This is a genomic window from Parazoarcus communis (genome assembly GCF_003111645.1).
GTDB classification, from domain to species: Bacteria; Pseudomonadota; Gammaproteobacteria; order Burkholderiales; family Rhodocyclaceae; genus Parazoarcus; species Parazoarcus communis_A.
In genome coordinates, this window is record NZ_CP022187.1 from 1,979,669 (window position 1) to 1,999,173 (window position 19,505).

The following is a 19,505-nucleotide window of genomic DNA, read 5'->3' on the forward strand; positions in this document are numbered from 1 at the left end:
TTTCTTCAAACGAATTACAGGGCGACTTTGCGATGGTGCTGACTGGAGCGGAAATTGTAATCAGGTGCCTGCAGGAAGAAAAGGTCGAATACGTATTCGGCTATCCAGGCGGCGCCGTGCTGTACATCTATGACGCACTTTTCCAGCAGGAAGAGGTTCGCCACATTCTCGTACGCCACGAACAGGCCGCTGTCCATGCCGCTGACGGCTTTGCACGCAGCACGCAAAACGTGGGGGTTGCACTGGTGACCTCGGGCCCGGGCGCGACCAATGCCGTTACCGGCATCGCCACCGCCTTCTGCGATTCGATTCCGATGGTGATCATTTCCGGACAGGTACCGACGGCAGCGATCGGCCAGGACGCCTTCCAGGAAGTCGACACCGTGGGCATCACCCGCCCCTGCGTGAAGCACAACTTCCTGGTGCGCGACGTCAAGGACATCGCCACGACCATCAAGAAGGCTTTCTATCTGGCACAAAGCGGCCGTCCCGGCCCGGTGCTGGTCGACATTCCCAAGGACATCACGATCGCCAAGTGCGAATTCGAGTATCCGAAGGAAATCTCGATGCGCTCCTACAACCCGGTGGTCAAGGGCCACCAGGGTCAGATCAAGAAAGCCGTGCAGTTGCTGCTCGAAGCCAAGCGTCCGATGATCTACGCCGGCGGCGGCGTGGTGCTGTCCGACGCGGCCGAGCAACTGACCAAGCTCACCCGCATGCTGGGCTATCCGATCACCACCACCCTGATGGGTCTGGGCGGCTACCCCGCAAGCGATCGCCAGTACCTCGGCATGCCCGGCATGCACGGCACCTACGAAGCCAACATGTCGATGCACTACTCCGACGTGCTGCTGGCAGTCGGCTCGCGCTTCGACGACCGCGTGATTGGCGATCCGGCCAACTTCGCCGAAGAGCCGCGCAAGATCATCCACATCGACATCGACCCGTCGTCGATCTCGAAGCGCGTGCGCGTGGATGTGCCGATCGTGGGCGACGTCCGCGAAGTGCTCGACGAAATGATCCGCCAGCTCGAAGCCGGCGCCGCCCGCCCCGACATCAGCGCGTGGTGGAAGCAGGTCGAGGAATGGCGCAGCCGCAACTGCATGGTGTACAAGAACTCCGACACCATCATCAAGCCGCAGTTCGTGGTGCAGAAGCTGTGGGAAGTGACCGGCGGCGATGCCTTCGTCACCTCCGACGTCGGCCAGCACCAGATGTGGGCGGCGCAGTATTACCGCTTCGACAAGCCGCGCCGCTGGCTCAACTCCGGTGGCCTGGGCACGATGGGTGTCGGCATGCCCTATGCCATGGGCGCCCAGCTTGCCCACCCCGATGCGCAGGTTGCCTGCATCACCGGCGAGGCCTCCATCCAGATGAACATCCAGGAGCTGTCGACCTGCAAGCAGTTCCGGCTGCCAATCAAGATCTGCAACCTGAACAACCGCTACCTCGGCATGGTTCGCCAGTGGCAGCAGCTGTTCCACGGTCAGCGCTACTCCGAGTCGTACATGGATTCGCTGCCCGATTTCGCCAAGCTGGCAGAGTCCTATGGTCATGTGGGTTTCCGCATCGACAAGCCCTCCGACGTCGAAGGCGCGCTGCGTGAAGCTTTCACCACGCACAAGAAAGATCTCGTGTTCCTCGACTTCCAGGTCGATCAGACGGAAAACGTGTATCCGATGGTTCAGGGCGGCAAGGGTCTCACCGAGATGATCCTGTCTGCCGAAGACCTGTGATCCGCGCCACCGTCCAGTCAATCATCTGAATCCAGGACCGAAATCATCATGCGTCACGTTATTTCCCTGCTGATCGAAAACGAATCCGGTGCGCTGTCACGCGTGTCCGGCCTTTTCTCCGCGCGCGGCTACAACATCGAATCCCTGACCGTGGCGCCCACGGAAGATGCGTCGATGTCGCGCATGACCATCGTCACCATCGGCTCGGAAGAAATCATCGAGCAGATCACCAAGCAGCTCAACAAGCTGGTCGAAGTGGTCAAGGTGGTGGACATCTCTGAAGCCGCGCATATCGAGCGCGAGCTGATGCTGATCAAGGTCCGTGCTACCGGCAAGGACCGAGAGGAGATGAAGCGCACCGCTGACATCTTCCGCGCTCGCATCATCGATGTCACCGACGCGTCATACGTGATCGAGCTCACGGGCAATCAGTCCAAGCTCGACGCCTTTACCAAGGCCATCGATCCGGCGCTGATCCTCGAAACCGTGCGCTCCGGCGTCTGCGGTATCGGGCGCGGCGACCGTGTTTTGAAGCTCTGACCCCTCCCATCCGTTTTGCGCCCGGCCGACCTGCCCTTATGATGTCGGCCGCAGGCGATTACTGCCCTTGATATCTGAAAGGAAAACCATGAAAGTTTATTACGACAAGGACGCCGACCTCTCCCTCATCAAGGGCAAGAAGGTCACCATCGTCGGCTACGGCTCGCAGGGCCACGCCCACGCCCAGAACCTGAACGACTCCGGCGTCAAGGTCACCGTTGCAGTACGCAAGGGCGGCCCGTCGTGGGACAAGGCCAAGGCCGCAGGCCTCAAGGTCGAAGAAATCGGCAAGGCGGTCAAGGCCGCTGACGTCGTCATGATCCTGTTGCCGGACGAGAACATCCCCTCCGTGTACAAGGAAGAAGTCGAGCCCAACATCAAGAAGGGCGGCGTGCTGGCCTTTGCCCACGGCTTCAACGTGCATTACAACCAGGTCGTGCCGCGTGAAGACCTCGACGTGATCATGGTCGCCCCCAAGGGCCCCGGTCACACCGTGCGTTCCGAGTACCTGCGCGGAGGCGGCGTGCCGTCGCTGATCGCCGTGTATCAGGACAAGTCCGGCAAGGCCAAGGACATCGCGCTGTCGTACGCTGCTGCCAACGGCGGCACCAAGGGCGGCGTGATCGAGACCAACTTCAAGGAAGAGACGGAGACCGACCTCTTCGGCGAACAGGCCGTGCTGTGCGGCGGTGCAGTCGAGCTGGTCAAGATGGGTTTCGAAACCCTGACCGAAGCCGGCTACGCCCCCGAGATGGCCTACTTCGAGTGCCTGCACGAGCTCAAGCTGATCGTCGACCTGATGTACGAGGGCGGCATTGCCAACATGAACTACTCCATCTCCAACAACGCGGAGTATGGCGAGTACGTGACCGGCCCCGAGGTGATCAACGAGCAGTCGCGCGCCGCCATGCGCAACGCCCTGAAGCGCATCCAGACCGGTGAATACGCCAAGATGTTCATCCAGGAAGGCAAGACCAACTACCCGAGCATGACCGCGCGTCGTCGCCTCAATGCAGAGCACGCGATCGAGCAGGTCGGTGGTCAGCTGCGCGACATGATGCCGTGGATCAAGGCCAAGGCCCTGGTCGACAAGTCGAAGAACTAAGACGTCTTCGTCACGGTTCAGAAGGCCGGAAGCGCAATGCGCTTCCGGCCTTTTCTTTTTGTTCGCTGCAGCAACGAATCGATACATCTGCTGAGCCCAGCTTAAGCTTGGCTTCATGCTGGCGGGTTTAAATGCATTCCGTCGCCCCAGCCGGGGCGCTTCTATCGATAAAGGAAGCCAGTATGAAAAAGCTCTTTGCCGCCGCCATCATCGCCGCCACCGCCACGACCGCCTTCGCCGGCCCGACCTGCAACGCGCCGGAAGAGAAGTGGATGAAGGAAGCAGACTTCAAGGCCAAGGTTGAAGCTCAGGGTTACCAGATCAAGACCTTCAAGGTTTCGAAGGGCAAGTGCTACGAAATCTACGGCTACGACAAGGCCGGCAAAAAGGTCGAAATCTACTTCGACCCGGTCACCGCCGACATTCTCGAAACCAAGTCCTGATTGCCGTATTCACTGTAGCTACTAACCATACCGGATCGACCTTGAAATGCGTCGATCCGGACTGCAACGAGGACTGCTGACATGAGCGCTTCAGAAGCCGCCACCTCTATTCGCGTATGGGACCGCTTTGTCCGCGTGTTCCACTGGAGCCTCGTGCTGTGCATCCTCACCAACTACTTCATCATCGATGACGGTGAGCTCATCCACCAGTGGATTGGCTATACCGCGAGTGGACTGGTTGTTGCACGGATAGTCTGGGGCTTCGTCGGCAGTCGCCATGCACGGTTCTCTGATTTCTTCCCGACCCCCGCCCGGCTGAAGCAACATGTCAGCCGCGTCGTCGCGGGCGAGCCTGATTTTCATCCCGGACACAACCCGCTGGGCGCGCTGATGATGCTGGCGCTCATCACGCTGGTACTGGCGCTGGGTGCCACGGGCTTCATGCAGACGCTCGACGCCTTCTGGGGTGAAGAATGGCTGCAGGAACTGCACGAAATACTTGGCTCAACACTGATCGGCTTTGCCGTGCTGCATGCTGCCGCAGCGATTATCATGAGCCGTATTGAAGGCATCAATCTCGTTGGCGCCATGATCACGGGCGTGAAGACCCGCAGCGGAAAACCCTAAACGACTTGAGACTCCCGCCGGATAGCCTGATACATGCGCCTGCTGCTACTGGAAGACGACATCACACTGGGTGAAGGCCTAAAGGACTTTCTGCGCAGCGAAGGGCATGTGGTCGAATGGTTCATGTCAATTTCGGAAACAAGGGGCTTGGCACAGGAGGCCTTTGATCTGCTGCTGGTCGACTGGAACCTGCCCGACGGCTCGGGCACCGACTGGATCGCCAGCTTGCGCAGACACGGCAACACAACGCCTGCTGTGGTCCTGACTGCCCGCGACCGTCTCAGTGACCGTATTCAAGGGCTCGACAGCGGTGCAGATGACTACATGGTCAAACCGTTCGCACCGGAAGAGCTTGCTGCCCGGGTGCGTGCAATGGGGCGCCGCCTGAGCGGCGTATCCAACCACCTGCGCAAGTTCGGCGACGTGGAAATCGACCTGACAGCACGCGCGGTCCGGGTTGACGGAAAGCCCGCACAGATCACTGCCCGGGAATGGGCCCTGATCGAGGCGCTCGTGCTCCGCTGTGGACGAATCGTCTCGAAGAACGACCTCGAAGCGCTGGTCAGTGGTTTTGACGGAGAGGTCATGAGCAATGCCCTTGAAGTGCACGTGAGCCACCTGCGCCGCAAGCTCGGGAAGGATCTGATCGAAACCGTCCGCGGCATGGGTTATCGCATTCCCGCATGAAAACCCCCACATCGATTCGAAGCAGACTCTCGACCAGCGTCGTACTGATCGCGCTGGTCTGGAGCGTAGCGGTCACTGCTGCAGTATGGACTGTCGTCCGTCACGAAATCGACGAACTACAGGACAGCGCCCTGGATGAGTCAGCGCAGATCATATTTGGGTTACTTTCGCGCCACCTGCAGCGCACGCCCCTCAGCGATGAGCAGACAACAATGCCGGCTCCGACGCATGTCGAGCACCTGATCTGGCAGGTAGTGGACATGAACGGTCGAAGCGTGATGCGCTCTCATGACGCGCCTGAACGACCTCTGCTCGACACCCGAACACCCGGACTTTCCAATGCAGGCGACGCATGGCGGGTCGTCACCATGGAGATTCCTGGCGCTGAAAACCTCGTTCTGCATGTCGCGCAGGATGCAGGAGAGCGCAGGGAGATCGGTTTCGAAGCCGCCCAATACACAGCCCAGTTCGCCTTGGGCATTAGCTTGATATGCGTTTTGTGGTTGAGGTGGCGGCTCAAACGCGAACTTATCCCTGTGGCTGAGTTGTCGGATGCCGTGCGTACATTCGACCCGCTCGACCAGCGCGCGGCCTTGCCTGCGGTAACGCGTGTCGAGCTTGAGCCGATGCACCACGCCATTACCGCGCTCAGTGGCCGCCTGATTCAGCGCATCGCCAATGAGAAGGCATTTTCGGCTCACGCCGCGCATGCGCTGCGCACCCCTCTGGCCGGACTGGACGCACAACTGGCTGTCGCCTTGCGCGAGAGTCCGGCTGAACTTCGTCCACGCCTGTTGCGCACACGCGCCGCCGCAAATCGACTGCAGCGCGTTGTTACCGCCTTGCTCGCCCTGTTTCGCAGCGGCTCCGAGCCTGTCATGCAGTCATTTTGCATGCACGACCTCGTGACCCACCTGACTTTCGATGGATTGACGACAACAACAGACGGCGTTGACTGCATTCGGGCAGATCCCGACCTGATCGCCGCTGCCTTGATGAACCTGCTCGACAACGCGACCCGCCACCATGCCGACAGCGCACGCATCACCGTCCGCGAGGAAAACGGCATCATCATGCGGGTGAGCGACAACGGCAGTGGCATCCCACCGGCGAAGCGAGCCATGCTGCAGCAGGCGATCAGCGCCCAGACCTACTCAGAACATACAGGGCTGGGCCTGATGCTGGCCGACCTTGTGGCACGGGCGCACGGCGGCACACTGACCCTGTGCGATGAAGCAGCAGGGTGCTCGATCGAACTCTCGCTGCCGTATGGCAGCGTTGACAGCGGACACAGCTAAAGCAGGCAGCCGTCGAAACTCAGGTCTCGGACTTTCGCGGTTCGGGATGGGTGAATGCGTGGGCTCCGGGCACCGCACGCTGAATGGCGAGCTCGATTTCGTCGAGCGTGTCGTGTGTGCGCACAATATTCCAATCTCTGGGCACCAGCACATCCACGTACACGAAACTCGCGGCACCAGCCCGACGCGTGCGCAGGTCTGCGTACTCCACACCACGCTCCGCAAACCCGCGCAGCACACCCTCGATCGTTTCGATCATCTCGCCCGGCAGTGCGGCATCCATCAGACCATGCGCTGAACTGCGAATCAGCCCCCAGCCCTCACTCAGAATATGCAGCCCCACCAGAATGGCCACGATCGCATCGAGCCACAGCCATCCCGTGGTGCTCGCGAGGATCAGCCCAACGACGACACCTGCCGAAGTCCACACGTCCGTCATCAGGTGCCTGGAACTGCCCTCGAGTGCAATCGAGCGCAGTCGCACGGCAGCACGACCCAGTGAAATGGCCACACCGAGGTTGAGCAGGCTGCTCAAGATCGAGAAAGCAAGGCCGACGCCGATCGACTCGAGCGGCATGGGGGAAAACAGGCGCTCCACAGCTGACCAGATGATCGCACCCGCGGCACCGAAGATCAGCACACCCTCGAAACCAGCCGAAAAGTACTCGGCCTTGCCGTGCCCCAATGGATGGTCTTCGTCCGGTGGGCATTTTGCGATCGTAATCATCCACAGCGCAAAACTCGCACCAGCGAGGTTGACGAAGGACTCCATGGCGTCCGACAGCAGACCGATTGATCCCGTTGTCCACCAGGCGAGGGTCTTGAGCAGAATGGTGACCACCGCGGCCGCGGTGGCCAACCAGAAATAATGACGCGCTTCCATGTTCTTGAACGGGGACATCGACGAATTCCGGACTGTCAAAAGCGACAAGGGCTGTGTAGCACGCTAAGCGTGAATTGGAGATGAACAATCCGCTGACACCTGCCTGCGCGCAACAGCGCATGATCAAGCACGCATCCGCTACGTTCAGATACACCCAAGTTTATCGGAGACCGGGCAGAAGGTGCCCGATAGGCTAGAATCTGGCATTCTCTCAAGTCAGCTTTTCAAGTGGACCACACTGACCGCATGCCTCTGATCACACCCGAGAAGCGCCGCCGCGGCATTTACATCCTGCCCAACCTGTTTACCACTGCGGCGCTGTTTGCCGGATTTTTCGCCATCGTGCAGGCGATGAACCAGCGCTTCGAGGTTGCCGCCGTTGCAATCTTCATTGCCATGGTGCTCGATGGACTCGACGGCCGCATTGCTCGCCTCACCCATACGCAGAGCGAGTTCGGCGCCGAATACGATTCGCTGTCAGACATGGTCTCCTTTGGCGCGGCCCCTGCCCTCGTGGTGTACGAGTGGGCTCTCAAGGACATGGGCAAGCTTGGCTGGATCGCAGCCTTCATCTACTGCGCCGGTGCCGCGCTGCGTCTGGCGCGTTTCAACACCAACATTGAAGTGGTCGACAAGCGCTACTTCCAGGGTCTGCCCAGCCCGGCTGCGGCAGCGCTGGTTGCGGGACTGGTCTGGGTGGTCATCGACAACGGTATTGCGGGCAGCGATGTGCGCTGGTACGCCTGCATCCTGACGATGTTTGCCGGCATCTCCATGGTCAGCAATGTGCTGTTCTGGAGCGGCAAGAGCATCAACCTGCGCAAGAGCGTGCCCTTCATCGTACTCATCGCGCTGGTGCTCGCGTTCGCGCTGGTCTCAAGCTATCCGCCGGGCGTTCTCTTCGGCCTCTTTGTCATCTATGCGCTGTCGGGCTACGTCATGTACGTGCTGCGCTGGCGCAAGCGCCGGCAGCGTCCGGACGCCAGACCCGTCGCCGAGGAGCCCCGGGCAGCCGATACGCCGCCGGAATGACGCGGTTCTAACTGCGCTGTTCAGGCGCTTTCACAAACTTTTCACACTTCCTTGAGCTTCCGGCGACACCACCGAGATCATGATCCGTGGTCCATGTCTCCGGAGCTCCGAATGCAGCCCGCGCGGTCCCGTCTTCCCAGCAACGCCCAGTTCAACCGCTTCCTGCTGCTGTCATGGCTGATCTGTCTGGCGCAGGTGCTGCTGTTCCAGACCGCGCGTGAGTTCTCCGAACCCGCCGTGGCCGGCTGGAGTCTGGCGACGACGCTGAGCTACGCCGCGTTCTACCTCCTGCCCACCGCGCTGCTTGGCCATCTCGGCCTGCGGGTGCTGAGATCGATACCTGGCCTGAAGTCCGCTGCGGCATTGATGGCCGTGCTGGCCGTGGGCCTGGCCGGCCTCACCCAGACCCTGCTGTTTGCCGACCGCATGATCTATGGCATGTACGGCTTCCATATCAATGGCTTTGTGATTGACCTTGTGTCCACGCCGGGTGGGATTGCATCGCTCGGCGCCAGTCGCAGCACGGAACTGACGGCGACCGCCATCGTTGTCGCGCTCATCCTCGCCCAGGCAGGCGCCTATCTGCTTGCGCTGCGTGCGCACACAGGCGCCACCCCGGCGCGCAGCGGACGCTGGCGCTGGGTTCTCGCCGCCTTCCTCGCGCTCACGCTCGGCGAGCGGATTGCCTATGGATTCAGTGCCGTGCTGCACTACGAACCGGTGCTCTTCGCCAGCGAACGCTACCCGCTCTACCAGCCCATGACCTTCGACAAGTTCGCCCGCAAGATGGGGATCGAGGCGGAAGCGGCCGAGAGCAATGGCGTGCGCATCCGGAGCGGCTCGCTGAGTTACCCGCGCAAACCGCTCGAAACCGTTGCGCCCGCCGCACCGCTCAATATCGTGTGGCTGGTTGCGGAGTCGCTGCGCTTCGACATGCTCGACCCGAAGATCATGCCCAGGACGTGGCAGTTCTCGAACGAGGCACTGCGTCTGGAGAAGCATTTCAGCGGCGGAAACATGACACAGATGGGTGTGTTCTCGATGTTCTACGGGCTGTACGGAAACAACTGGTTCCCCATGCTTGCCGCCCGCCGCGCGCCGGTGCTGATGGACGTGATGCAGCAACAGAACTATCAGTTCAGCCTTCACACCAGCCAGCGCTTCACCTATCCCGCCTTCGACAAGACCGTCTTCGCCAACATGCGCGCGGAAGACCTCCACCCCATCGAGAACGGCGCACCGGCCTGGCAGCGCGACGTCCAGAACATCGACAACATGCTCGGATTCATTGATGGTCGGGACAAGGCCCGGCCCTTCATGACCTACATGTTCTTCGAGTCGACGCATGCCAACTACGACTTCCCGGAACGGGCCGTGATCGCAAGTCCGTATCTCGAGGACTTCAACTACATCACCACCAACCTGTCGGAGCAGATCGGCGCGATCAAGAACCGCTACATCAACGCTGCGCATCACGTGGACGCCCAGATCGGTCGCGTGATCGAGCACCTGAAGGCGCAGGGCCTGCTCGAGCATACCGTGGTGATCGTGCTCGGCGACCACGGTGAAGAGTTCATGGAGCGCAAGCGCTGGGGCCACAGTGCGGAGTTCAACCGCTTCCAGACCGGCACCCCCGGCGTCATATACGTACCGGGCGCCGCGCCGCGCGTCATGACGGGCATCAGCAGCCACCTCGACATTCCGGCCACCCTGCTGCCCCTGCTCGGCGTGAGCAACCCGCCCGAGGACTACTCCAACGGCCACAACCTGCTCGCGAGCGACTTCCACCGCGATTACGCCGTCGCCGCCGACTGGAACCGGATCGCCTACATCGGTGACGACTACAAGGTCACCTTCCCGATCAATGCGGTGGGCGCTGCGCGCAATGAGATCACCGACGGTGACGACAACCCGCTCGCCGACGGCGATGCCGCACGAATGGCGATCCGCAAGCCGATGGTCGAAATCATGGATACACTCACACGTTTCACGCGTGCGCCCGGCTGAGGCGCATCATTGAGGCATGACCATGCGGCTGCTACTGATCGAGGACAATCGTGACATCCTCGCCAACCTTGCGGACTACCTCACGCTCAAGGGCTACGAGGTGGACTGCGCCCAGGACGGACTGACCGGACTGCATCTTGCCGCCGTCAATCACTACGAGCTCATCGTGCTCGACGTGATGCTGCCCGGAATGGATGGTTTCACCCTGTGCCAGCGTCTGCGCGAGAGCGAGCGCAGCGACACGCCGGTCATCATGCTCACGGCACGGGATGCGCTCGACGACCGCCTGACCGGCTTTCGCGCCGGTGCCGACGACTACCTGACCAAGCCCTTCGCGCTGTCAGAGCTGGCCGCCCGCATCGAGGCAGTCCTCAAGCGCAGCCGCGGCGGCGGCAGACGGCTGCTGAAGGTCGCCGACCTCAGCTACGACCTCGACACCCTCGAAGTCACCCGTGGCGGCCAGCTGCTCCACCTGGGGCCGATCGGCCTCAAGCTGCTCGCAGTGCTGATGCAGAAGAGCCCCGCGGTCGTACGCCGCGAAGTGCTCGAAACCGCGCTCTGGGGCGATGAGCCCCCCGACAGCGACAGCCTGCGCAGCCACATTCATGCCCTGCGCCAGCAACTCGACAAACCCTTCCCCTCTCCCCTGCTGCAGACTGTTCATGGGGTGGGCTTCCGTCTCGCTGCACTCGCAGGCGATGGCTGAGAGAAGCCTTTCCGGGCGTATCGTCACGGCGTTTACGCTGATGACGACGGTCGTCGCCGGCCTGTTCGCGCTGGCCATCGTGATCTTCATCAACCAGGCTGAGGTACAGCTTGTGGCAGAAGGCCTGAACCGCCAGCTCGATGTCATCACCTCCACCGTCAGCGAAGGTGAGAAGCCCTATCTGGGGCCGGAGCTGACGCTGTACCGCGCGCCCTCGGCAGACGACGCGACCCTGCCCGACTGGCTGCGCAACCTGACGCCCGGCTTCAGCGAGATCGAACACGACGACGTAGACTGGCATGTGCTGACCCGCGACGAGGCCGGGAAGCGGTTCATCCTGGTGCTCGACCAGGTTGAGTTCGAAGAGCGTGAAAACCGCCTTTACATCGCGGCCGTCTCGGGCTTCGCGCTGAGCCTGCTGGCCGCATTCATCATCGGCACGCTGACCGCAGGCAAGGTCATCGCCCCGGTCATCCGCCTGTCTGGCCAGGTGCGACATCGCGACCAGTTGCTGTCGCTGGCGCCACCACTTGCAACCGACTATCCGGCGGACGAGGTGGGACAACTGGCGGCGGCCTTCGACGACACCCTGAACCAGCTGCGCGAAGCGCTCGACCGTGAGCGCCTGTTCACCAGCGATGTCAGCCACGAACTGCGCACACCGCTGATGGTAATCGCCAGTTCCTGCGAACTGCTGCTCGAAACCCTGCCCCACGACGCACGCGAACGGACGCAGATCGAACGCATCCAGCATGCCAGCGAGGAGATGCGCGAGCTCGTCGAAACCTTCATGTGGCTCGCCCGCGGCGAGCAGGCCAAACGTCAGCCGGCGTCGATGAACACGCTGCAACACATCGCCGAAGAGCAGTTCCGACGCTGGAGCCCGGACGCCGAGCAGCGCAGGCTTGGTCTGCGGCTGACGGTCGAGGCACCGGACGACACGCTCTACCCAACACCGATGCTGCGCGCCGTGATCGCCAACCTGCTGCGCAACGCCCTGCATTACACCGACAAGGGCGACGTGCAGCTGGTGCTGCAAGGCAGGCGCTTCAAGGTCATCGACAGCGGCGCCGGCATCCCGATTGCGGAACGGCTGAGCGTCTTCCGCCCCTTCGTCCGCGGCGGAAGCAGTCGCGGAGACGGTATCGGCATCGGGCTCTCCCTGGTTCAGCGCATCTGCGCACAGCAGGGGTGGAAGATCGAGCTCTCGGATGCCGCCGGTGGCGGTTGCGTGTTCGAAGTCGACCTGGGGTGAAACCGGCCGGTTGAACGTCACTTCACGATAATTTGACACCTGTACGACGGCGGGGTCACAGCAGCCTCGCCAGACTGCGCACTTTGAATCACTGCGGAGTCAGCTCGTGCACACGTCCAGCCAATCGCCTACCCGTCTGCCCTTCTCGGAGAAATACGACCTCCGCCACGCAAGGGCCTACTTCGAGAAGCATCAGGATGGCCTCGCACGCCGTCTCTCAAACTATCGCGACATCCAGATTGCCCGCCAGGCCCTGCACCTGGCCGGAGACCCGACCCTGGTGCTGGATCTGCCCTGCGGTGCAGGACGGTTCTGGCCACTGCTCGCGGAGCAGCCCAACCGGGTGATCCTCGCTGCGGACAACTCGGCGGACATGCTCTCCATCGCCACCCAGTCCCAGTCGCCAGAAATCGTTCGGCGGGTGAAGACCTTCCAGACTTCGGCGTTTGACATCGACCTTCCCGATCGTGCCGTTGACAGCATTTTCTGCATGCGCCTGATGCACCACATCGGCGAACACGAACACCGACTGGAGATGCTGCGGGAGTTTCACCGCGTCACCCGCGACACGGTCATCCTGTCCATGTGGGTGGACGGCAACTACAAGGCATGGAAGCGTGCACGGCTTGAGCACAGGCGCGACCGCAGGGAAAACCGCGGTCCCCAGAACCGTTTCGTGATCCCGGCAAAGCAGATTGAGAGCGAGTTTCGCAGCAACGGTTTCGAGATTCTTGGCCACTACGACTTTCTGCCGATGTATGCTATGTGGCGGACCTATGTACTGCGCAGGATCGATAGATGAACAGACTCGCACCCTCACTGTCTGCCACAACCGCTAAGCAGGACGACTTCGAGCACTGGTGGACACTGCCGGGCGAATGGGTGGAAACACCCAATGAGAGGCGTGACGGCTGGAGTGGGGTGATTCGCGCCCTCACCGATCACACCCTGTGTTACGTCAAGCGCCAGCGCAATCACCTGTGCCGCACCCTGAGCCACCCGCTGGGCTGGCCGACGGCGAGCAGGGAAGCCCACTTTCTCGACGCGGTGCGCAACCTCGGCTTGCGCGTGCCGGAAACGGTCTACCACGGCGTGCGCAAGTATTCGCGCGGAACCGAAGCCGTTCTCGCCACCCGTGCGCTCGATGGTTTTACCGCGCTGTCCGAGCACACCGGCTTGAGCGCAGCACAACGCGAGACCCTGGCAACCGAGCTCGGCCGGGTGCTCGGCGTGCTTCACCGTGCGCGTTTTCAGCACGGTTGCCTTTACGACAAGCATGTGATGGTGCGCTGGCAGGGCGAGCAACCCGACGTCGCCCTGCTCGACCTCGAGAAAATGCGCCGCCGCTTCAGCGCGGACGCTGCGGCCAAGCGCGACCTCGACCAGTTGAAACGTCATCAGTCGATCCTGACCCCGGCGCAGTGGGACATGATGCTCGAATCGCACCGACAGGCACTGCGCGAAAATACCGACGTTTGAGCTTTTCTTCACAGCAGCAGCACACTTCGCCAACACCCGGCAGCCCAAACTCCCTGACACCATCATCACTCAGGGAGTTGCAACATGCACAGTCTCACCGCCGGGTACCGCGGACGCTTCAAGTACGACAGCCGGACCGCGACCGCCTACCAGCAGGTGGATCCGGACAAGCATCAGGCTGAAATGCGCCTGGTGGACAAGGTGCTGTCCATGGTTCCCCCTGCACACCGCGTTCTGGATTTGCCATGTGGCGGCGGCCGTCTGAGCCTGCATGTGAGCCAGCGCGGCTATCAGGTGACCGCAGCGGACCTGTCGGATGCCATGATCGCCATCGCGGGCAGCACGCTGCACGCACACGGACTGACACACGGTGTCGACAAGCAGGACATCGAGCACACCACCTACCCCGACCGGGCCTTCGATACGGTGTTCTCCTTCCGCCTCTTCCATCACTTCCCCAACGCCGACATTCGCCAGCGTGCGGTCAGCGAGCTGTGCCGGATCTCGGGCAGGTATGTGGCGATGTCCTATTTCAGTCCCTGGTCCGTCACCTCGATCAAGCGCCGCATCCGCGTACTGCGCGGCGGACGCCCGTCGGAGAAGCACTCAACTTCGCTGCGCGAGGTCGAAGCGTACTTCGCACGCGCCGGCTTTCGACTGGTGCGGGACTTCGCCCGCAGCCCCTTCATTCACACACTGCATCTCGCGCTATTCGAGCGCATCGAAGCCTGAGCACCGACGGCACCGTTCGCAGCGCACGGCCCGGGGAGCGGCGCTCATCCGGCGGGCAGGCTCAGGACCGCGCGCAGCCCGCCGCCGGGCGATGCTTCGAGCACGACGGACCCGCCGTACAGGCGGGCGAGATCATTCACGATGCCCAGACCAAGGCCGGACCCCGGCACCAGCTCGTCGGTGCGCACGCCACGCTCGAACACCGCCTCCCTGACCTCCGGCGCCAGACCGGGACCGTCGTCGTCGATACTGACGACGAGCCCCTGCCCGCTCACCGACACCTTGACGTCGACCCGTGATGCGGCCCATTTGCACGCGTTGTCGAGCAGATTGCCGAGCATTTCCTGCAGATCCTGTTCCTCGCCACGGAACACCGCATCGCCTGCCGCACCACGCCACTCGACCGACAGCACCCGATCCGGATGCAGGCGCTGCATGACCCTGAGCAGCGCCTCGAGCGCCCGTCGCAAGGGGGTGCGCACCCCGGGCACCTGCACCGCAGCAGCGGCGCGGGCGCGGGCGAGGTGGTAATCCACCTGGCGACGTGCGGCACCGACCTGTTCAGCAACGAGGCGTGCAAGGGCGCTGTCCTCCGCTGCCGCCGCATTCGCAAGAATGGCCAACGGGGTCTTGACCGCATGCGCGAGGTTGCCCGCCTGCGTGCGCGCACGCATGACCACCTCTGCGTCGCGCCCCAGCACCGCATTGAATTCATCGACCAGCGGACGCACCTCATCCGGGAACCGCCCCTCCAGCGCGCGGCTGCGCCCGTCCCGAACGTCGGCGAGACCGCGGCGCAGACGCCGCAGCGGTGCCAGGCCTGCCCACACCTGAATGAAGACCGCCGCAGCCAGACCGGCGGCCAGAATGCACAAGGCCAGCACGAGCAGGCCGACGAATTCGCGCACCGGGCCTTCCATCGTCTGCTCATCGACCGCCACGATGAGGCGCAGGGGCAGACCGGGGTGGTCCGCCAGCCTGACCACACGCTCCATCATGACCAGCGTGGCGCCGTCCGGACCGCCGATGCGGTGGATGTGCACCTGGCCGTCATCAAGGCGGTCGGCCGGCACGGTGAGCACCGTGTCCCACAGCGAGCGTGAGCGCAGGTGTCCGATACCGTGGGCGCCCTCCCCGTCGACCTGCCAGTAGAGTCCAGAGTACGGCTTCTGCAGGCGCGGATCGCTCAACGCAGACAGGAGCCTGGGACGCAGATCCTCGCCGAACTCGACATTGGCGGTGAGCTGGTCGAGCTGAACCCGCAACTCTGCATGCAGACGGGCAGCAACATGCTCGCGGAAGAGATCAGCGAGAAAGAAACCCGACAGCGTGAGCGCTGCCAGGATCCATACAAGGCTGCCGGCAAGCAGCCGGAACCGCAGCGAACCGACACGCGGCAGCGCCTGTTTCATTCCGGCGTCACGAGCCGATAGCCCAGTCCGCGAACGGTCTCGATCAGGCCGGCCGGCAGCTTCTTGCGCAGCCGCCCGATGAACACTTCGATGGTGTTGGAGTCGCGGTCGTAGTCCTGCGCATAGATGTGCTCATTCAGATCGGTGCGCGACACGACCTCACCCTGGTGATGCATCAGATAGGCAAGCACCCTGAACTCATGACTCGTCAGGCTCACCGGCTGACCGTTCAGGCTGACCCTGCCGGCACGCGTATCGAGTACAACCGGACCGCACGCAAGGCTCGCGCTCGCATGCCCGCCCGCCCGCCGGATCAGGGCCCGCATCCGGGCGAGCAGCTCTTCCATGTGAAACGGCTTGGTCAGGTAATCGTCAGCGCCCGCATCGATGCCAGCCACCTTCTCGTGCCAGCCATCGCGCGCGGTCAGGATCAGCACCGGTACGGTCATCCCGTCTGCGCGCCACTTGCCCAGCACGGTGAGCCCGTCCATGCGCGGCAGGCCGAGATCGAGAATAACCGCATCGAAGGTTTCCACGGCCCCGAGAAAGTGCGCATCCTCACCGTTGTCAGCCGTGACAACCGCATAGCCCGCCGCATCGAGCGCCTGCTTAAGCTGCCCGGCGAGCGTCGGCTCGTCTTCCACCACGAGAATGCGCATCAGTGCCGCTCCTCCTTGCTTCGCTCGTCGCCGGTCCTGCGTCCGCGCACCGACAGTACGCTGCCGTCTTTCGCATCGACGAGCAACCTGGCCATGCTGCCGTCGTCACGCAGCAGCTTCAGTTCGTACAACCAGCGCCCATCGTCCCGCTCAAGCTCGATCTCGATGATCTGCCCCGGATGCGACTGCTCCACGCGCTCGATGATGTCGCGCAGCGGGATAACCTCCCCGGCCTCGAGCGCACGCCGCGCCCGGTCATGGTCGTGCGCATCGGAAGCCCGTGCCGGCATGCTGACAGCGGCTGAGCACAGCACTGCCATGGAAAGCAGGGGGGCAAGAAGGCGTGCAGCAAAGGAACGCATTACGACGGACTCCTTTCGGGGGCGAGGCTTGAATGATAACGACACGGCAGTTGCGAGGCCTGCATCCATGGCTCTCACTTATAGCCGTGGCCGACTGAACCCGCGATGAACGTCCGCTTCAGGATGCATTCAGCCGCCGGCGCCCATCATGGCGCCATCTTCCCAGTCACGCTCACCGGAGGCAGACATGCCCGGCAATCGCTTCAATCTTTCCATCCTTGTTCTTGCACTCGCCGTTCCCGCACTTGCCGCGGCGGGTCCGCGCGACGAACTCCTCAACCGCTACAGGGCCGAGGCGCGCACGGCCGATGCAAGCTTCAGCGCATTCTCCGCTGCGCGTGGCGAGGCGCTCTATCGCGACCGCCATGACGGTGGCAAACCGGACACCCCAGCGTGCACATCGTGCCATGCCAAGGACCCGCGCAAGCCCGGCCAGACCCAGACCGGAAAGCGCATCGACCCTGTCGCGGTATCGGTCAGCCCGGATCGCTATACCGATCCGGCAAAGGTCGAGAAATGGTTCAGGCGCAACTGCAACGAAGTCCTTGGCCGCGAGTGCACTGCGCTCGAAAAAGGTGACTGGCTCACCTGGATGATCAGCCAGTAATCCGCAGGAGACCATCATGAACATTCCCGTCCGCCCCCTCGTATCCGCCTCACTCATTCTTGCCGTCAGCGCCTTCGTCCTCACGGGTGCGGTTGCCGACGGCGGGCACTACTTCCCGCCGGTCGCAGACAAGACCACTGCAGACGAATGCGGCAGCTGCCATCTCGCATTCCCGCCCTCCATGCTGCCTGCAGCATCGTGGCGCAAGCTGATGGGTCAGCTCGACCAGCATTTCGGCGACGACGCGAGCGTCGACGCTGCAAGCGCCGACATCATCACCCGCTATCTGACCGCCAATGCGGGCGACAGCAGCGGGCTTCGCTTCAGCGGCAAACTGCTGCGCGACCTCGCCCCCGGCGCAGCTCCGCTGCGCATCACCGACCTCCCGCGCTGGAAGCGCGAGCACCGCAAGATCCGCGCGGCCGAGTGGGCCGACCCGAAGGTTAAATCGAAAGCCAACTGCGCCGCCTGCCACGAGGGCGCTGCCCGCGGCTACTTCGATGACGACTGATCGCCTCCGGTCATGACGCTTCGTTCTCCAGGACAATACCCATGAAACGCGTTCTGCTCCCCTTCCTCTGCACCGTCACACTCGCGTGGTTCGGCGCCTTGCTCGTCGAAGCGGCGCCAGCCGGTACCGCGCTGCCCTGGGCGTTCCGGCAGCAGGCGCTTTATCTCACAGGCCTGTGGTCCTTCGCGCTCATGTCGCTGATCATGGTGCTGGCAACGCGCCCTGCCTGGCTTGAAGCACCGCTGGGCGGCATGGACCGCATCTATCGTATCCACAAATGGGCAGGCATCCTCGCCGTGCTCTTCGCCGCTGCGCACTGGCTGATCGAGATGGCGGACGACGTGATCAAGGCCGTCTTCGGCCGCGCAGGCCGGATCCCCGGAAACCACGACGGCGGCTTTCTCGCCATGATGCAGGATGTCGGCGAGGACCTCGGCGAGTGGGCCATCTATGCCTTGCTGGCCATGCTGCTCATCACCCTGTGGCGCAAGTTTCCCTACCATCTGTGGCGTTACCTGCATCACGTGATGCCGGTGCTCTACCTGATGCTGGCAATCCATGTCGCCTTTCTTGCACCCACGGTGTGGTGGTCGCAACCGGTCGGGTGGATGCTCGCAGTGCTCATCACGATGGGCGTTGCGGCGAGCGTGGTGTCGCTGACAGGGCGCATCGGCAGACGCCGGCGCGTCGCCGGTACCATCGAGTCGGTGCATGCCACGGCTGATGGCATCTGCGAAATCGACTGCCTGCTGGACCCGCAATGGAAAGGTCATCGCGCCGGACAGTTTGCATTCGTGACCTTCGATGCCATCGAGGGCGCCCACCCCTTCACCATCGCCAGCGCCGACCGTGGCGATCATCATGTCCATTTCAAGATCAAGGCGCTGGGCGACTACACCCGTGGTCTGGAGCGAAAGCTACGGGCCGGACAGTCGGTTCAGGTCGAAGGCCCTTACGGCCGCTTCGACTTCCGCCGCGCGTCACGCAAGGCAGCGCAGATCTGGATTGCGGGTGGCATTGGCATCACGCCTTTCATCGCCTGGCTCGAATCGCTGCAGAACATGTCCGACAGTGCGCCCGAAGTCGACCTCTACTACAGCACCCGATGCCGTGACGACGATCCCTTCGTCAGCCGTCTGGAATCGCTGTGCGCGGGCCTCGCATCGGTCAGGCTGCATGTCGTCAGCACCGACCGCGACCCGGTGCTGAACGCCGAATGGCTGCAGCGGCAGCACGGCGCGGCAAAGCACACCGAGCTCTGGTTCTGCGGTCCGCGCGCATTCGGAGATGCCCTGCGCACGGGCATCTCCCGCCTCGGGATGCGAGGTGTACGTTTTCATCAGGAAGCATTCGAGATGCGCTGACAAGGCCGAAACCGCGTGGGCGGGCGCGATCGAAGGCGATGATCGCACCCGCCCATGCGC

21 protein-coding genes are annotated in these 19,505 nt (G+C 62.8%); 17 read left to right on the forward strand and 4 right to left on the reverse strand.

The window, feature by feature from the left end; all coding sequences use genetic code 11:
- Nucleotides 1–32 precede the first annotated feature (32 nt).
- From CEW83_RS08985 to CEW83_RS09015, 7 genes are all read left to right on the forward strand, one after another.
- Nucleotides 33–1,736, forward strand: coding sequence for an acetolactate synthase 3 catalytic subunit (locus CEW83_RS08985; protein WP_108949033.1), 1,704 nt, complete (start codon nt 33–35; stop codon nt 1,734–1,736).
- A 48-nt stretch (nt 1,737–1,784) separates the two neighbouring features.
- Nucleotides 1,785–2,276, forward strand: a complete 492-nt coding sequence (ilvN, locus tag CEW83_RS08990; protein WP_108949034.1) for an acetolactate synthase small subunit — start codon at nt 1,785–1,787, stop codon at nt 2,274–2,276.
- A gap of 88 nt (nt 2,277–2,364) precedes the next feature.
- The gene (gene ilvC / locus CEW83_RS08995) at nt 2,365–3,381 is read left to right on the forward strand and encodes a ketol-acid reductoisomerase (protein WP_108949035.1); all 1,017 of its coding nucleotides are present in this window, start codon (nt 2,365–2,367) and stop codon (nt 3,379–3,381) included.
- A gap of 182 nt (nt 3,382–3,563) precedes the next feature.
- A complete protein-coding gene (locus tag CEW83_RS09000) occupies nt 3,564–3,824 on the forward strand; it encodes a PepSY domain-containing protein (RefSeq protein ID WP_108949036.1) in 261 nt (86 codons plus the stop codon).
- A gap of 81 nt (nt 3,825–3,905) precedes the next feature.
- Nucleotides 3,906–4,451, forward strand: coding sequence for a cytochrome b/b6 domain-containing protein (locus CEW83_RS09005; protein WP_108949037.1), 546 nt, complete (start codon nt 3,906–3,908; stop codon nt 4,449–4,451).
- A 33-nt stretch (nt 4,452–4,484) separates the two neighbouring features.
- Entirely contained in the window at nt 4,485–5,138 is a 654-nt protein-coding gene (locus CEW83_RS09010; protein WP_108949038.1) for a response regulator transcription factor, read from the forward strand.
- Nucleotides 5,135–6,436, forward strand: coding sequence for an ATP-binding protein (locus tag CEW83_RS09015; protein ID WP_108949039.1), 1,302 nt, complete (start codon nt 5,135–5,137; stop codon nt 6,434–6,436). Before CEW83_RS09010 ends, CEW83_RS09015 begins: the two co-directional genes overlap by 4 nt.
- 19 nt (nt 6,437–6,455) lie before the next feature.
- On the opposite strand, the gene CEW83_RS09020 is transcribed toward CEW83_RS09015, so the two are convergent.
- Complete coding sequence (locus CEW83_RS09020; protein WP_234419038.1) at nt 6,456–7,337, reverse strand: cation diffusion facilitator family transporter; 882 nt, start codon at nt 7,335–7,337, stop codon at nt 6,456–6,458.
- 228 nt (nt 7,338–7,565) lie between these two features.
- On the opposite strand from CEW83_RS09020, the gene pssA reads away from it, so the two are divergent.
- The 7 genes from pssA to CEW83_RS09055 all read left to right on the forward strand — a co-directional run bounded on the left by pssA (nt 7,566) and on the right by CEW83_RS09055 (nt 14,530).
- Nucleotides 7,566–8,351 carry a CDP-diacylglycerol--serine O-phosphatidyltransferase gene (gene pssA / locus CEW83_RS09025; RefSeq protein WP_108949040.1) on the forward strand — a complete coding sequence of 262 codons (786 nt, stop codon included), beginning with the start codon at nt 7,566–7,568 and terminating at the stop codon, nt 8,349–8,351.
- A 111-nt stretch (nt 8,352–8,462) separates the two neighbouring features.
- Nucleotides 8,463–10,358: a sulfatase-like hydrolase/transferase gene (locus CEW83_RS09030; protein WP_108949041.1), complete on the forward strand. Its 1,896-nt coding sequence runs from the start codon at nt 8,463–8,465 to the stop codon at nt 10,356–10,358.
- Nucleotides 10,359–10,380: 22 nt separating this feature from the next.
- Nucleotides 10,381–11,064, forward strand: a complete 684-nt coding sequence (locus tag CEW83_RS09035) for a response regulator transcription factor (protein ID WP_108951302.1) — start codon at nt 10,381–10,383, stop codon at nt 11,062–11,064.
- Nucleotides 11,057–12,319 (forward strand): sensor histidine kinase, encoded by a 1,263-nt coding sequence (locus tag CEW83_RS09040; RefSeq protein WP_108949042.1) that lies wholly within the window; start codon nt 11,057–11,059, stop codon nt 12,317–12,319. The genes CEW83_RS09035 and CEW83_RS09040 overlap by 8 nt, the downstream gene beginning before the upstream one ends.
- A gap of 106 nt (nt 12,320–12,425) precedes the next feature.
- Nucleotides 12,426–13,121 carry a class I SAM-dependent methyltransferase gene (locus tag CEW83_RS09045; protein WP_108949043.1) on the forward strand — a complete coding sequence of 232 codons (696 nt, stop codon included), beginning with the start codon at nt 12,426–12,428 and terminating at the stop codon, nt 13,119–13,121.
- Nucleotides 13,118–13,798 (forward strand): lipopolysaccharide kinase InaA family protein, encoded by a 681-nt coding sequence (locus CEW83_RS09050; protein WP_108949044.1) that lies wholly within the window; start codon nt 13,118–13,120, stop codon nt 13,796–13,798. Before CEW83_RS09045 ends, CEW83_RS09050 begins: the two co-directional genes overlap by 4 nt.
- 84 nt (nt 13,799–13,882) lie before the next feature.
- Nucleotides 13,883–14,530 carry a class I SAM-dependent methyltransferase gene (locus CEW83_RS09055; protein WP_108949045.1) on the forward strand — a complete coding sequence of 216 codons (648 nt, stop codon included), beginning with the start codon at nt 13,883–13,885 and terminating at the stop codon, nt 14,528–14,530.
- Nucleotides 14,531–14,574: 44 nt separating this feature from the next.
- Here CEW83_RS09055 and CEW83_RS09060 read toward each other — a convergent pair whose 3' ends face one another.
- From CEW83_RS09060 to CEW83_RS09070, 3 genes are read right to left on the reverse strand one after another with little or no spacing between them, the layout of a single operon-like run.
- A complete protein-coding gene (locus CEW83_RS09060) occupies nt 14,575–15,942 on the reverse strand; it encodes a sensor histidine kinase (protein WP_108949046.1) in 1,368 nt (455 codons plus the stop codon).
- Complete coding sequence (locus CEW83_RS09065) at nt 15,939–16,601, reverse strand: response regulator transcription factor (protein WP_108949047.1); 663 nt, start codon at nt 16,599–16,601, stop codon at nt 15,939–15,941. The genes CEW83_RS09060 and CEW83_RS09065 overlap by 4 nt, the downstream gene beginning before the upstream one ends.
- On the reverse strand, nt 16,601–16,963 hold the full coding sequence (locus CEW83_RS09070) for a PepSY domain-containing protein (RefSeq protein WP_108949048.1): 363 nt from the start codon (nt 16,961–16,963) through the stop codon (nt 16,601–16,603). The genes CEW83_RS09065 and CEW83_RS09070 overlap by 1 nt, the downstream gene beginning before the upstream one ends.
- A gap of 187 nt (nt 16,964–17,150) precedes the next feature.
- Between CEW83_RS09070 and CEW83_RS09075 the strand changes: the two genes are divergently transcribed.
- The 3 genes from CEW83_RS09075 to CEW83_RS09085 are packed head-to-tail and all read left to right on the forward strand — an operon-like array spanning nt 17,151 to nt 19,445.
- Nucleotides 17,151–17,570 (forward strand): DUF1924 domain-containing protein, encoded by a 420-nt coding sequence (locus CEW83_RS09075; protein ID WP_108949049.1) that lies wholly within the window; start codon nt 17,151–17,153, stop codon nt 17,568–17,570.
- A gap of 16 nt (nt 17,571–17,586) precedes the next feature.
- Entirely contained in the window at nt 17,587–18,081 is a 495-nt protein-coding gene (locus tag CEW83_RS09080) for a diheme cytochrome c (protein ID WP_108949050.1), read from the forward strand.
- Nucleotides 18,082–18,122: 41 nt separating this feature from the next.
- A complete protein-coding gene (locus tag CEW83_RS09085) occupies nt 18,123–19,445 on the forward strand; it encodes a ferric reductase-like transmembrane domain-containing protein (RefSeq protein WP_108949051.1) in 1,323 nt (440 codons plus the stop codon).
- Nucleotides 19,446–19,505 lie beyond the last annotated feature (60 nt).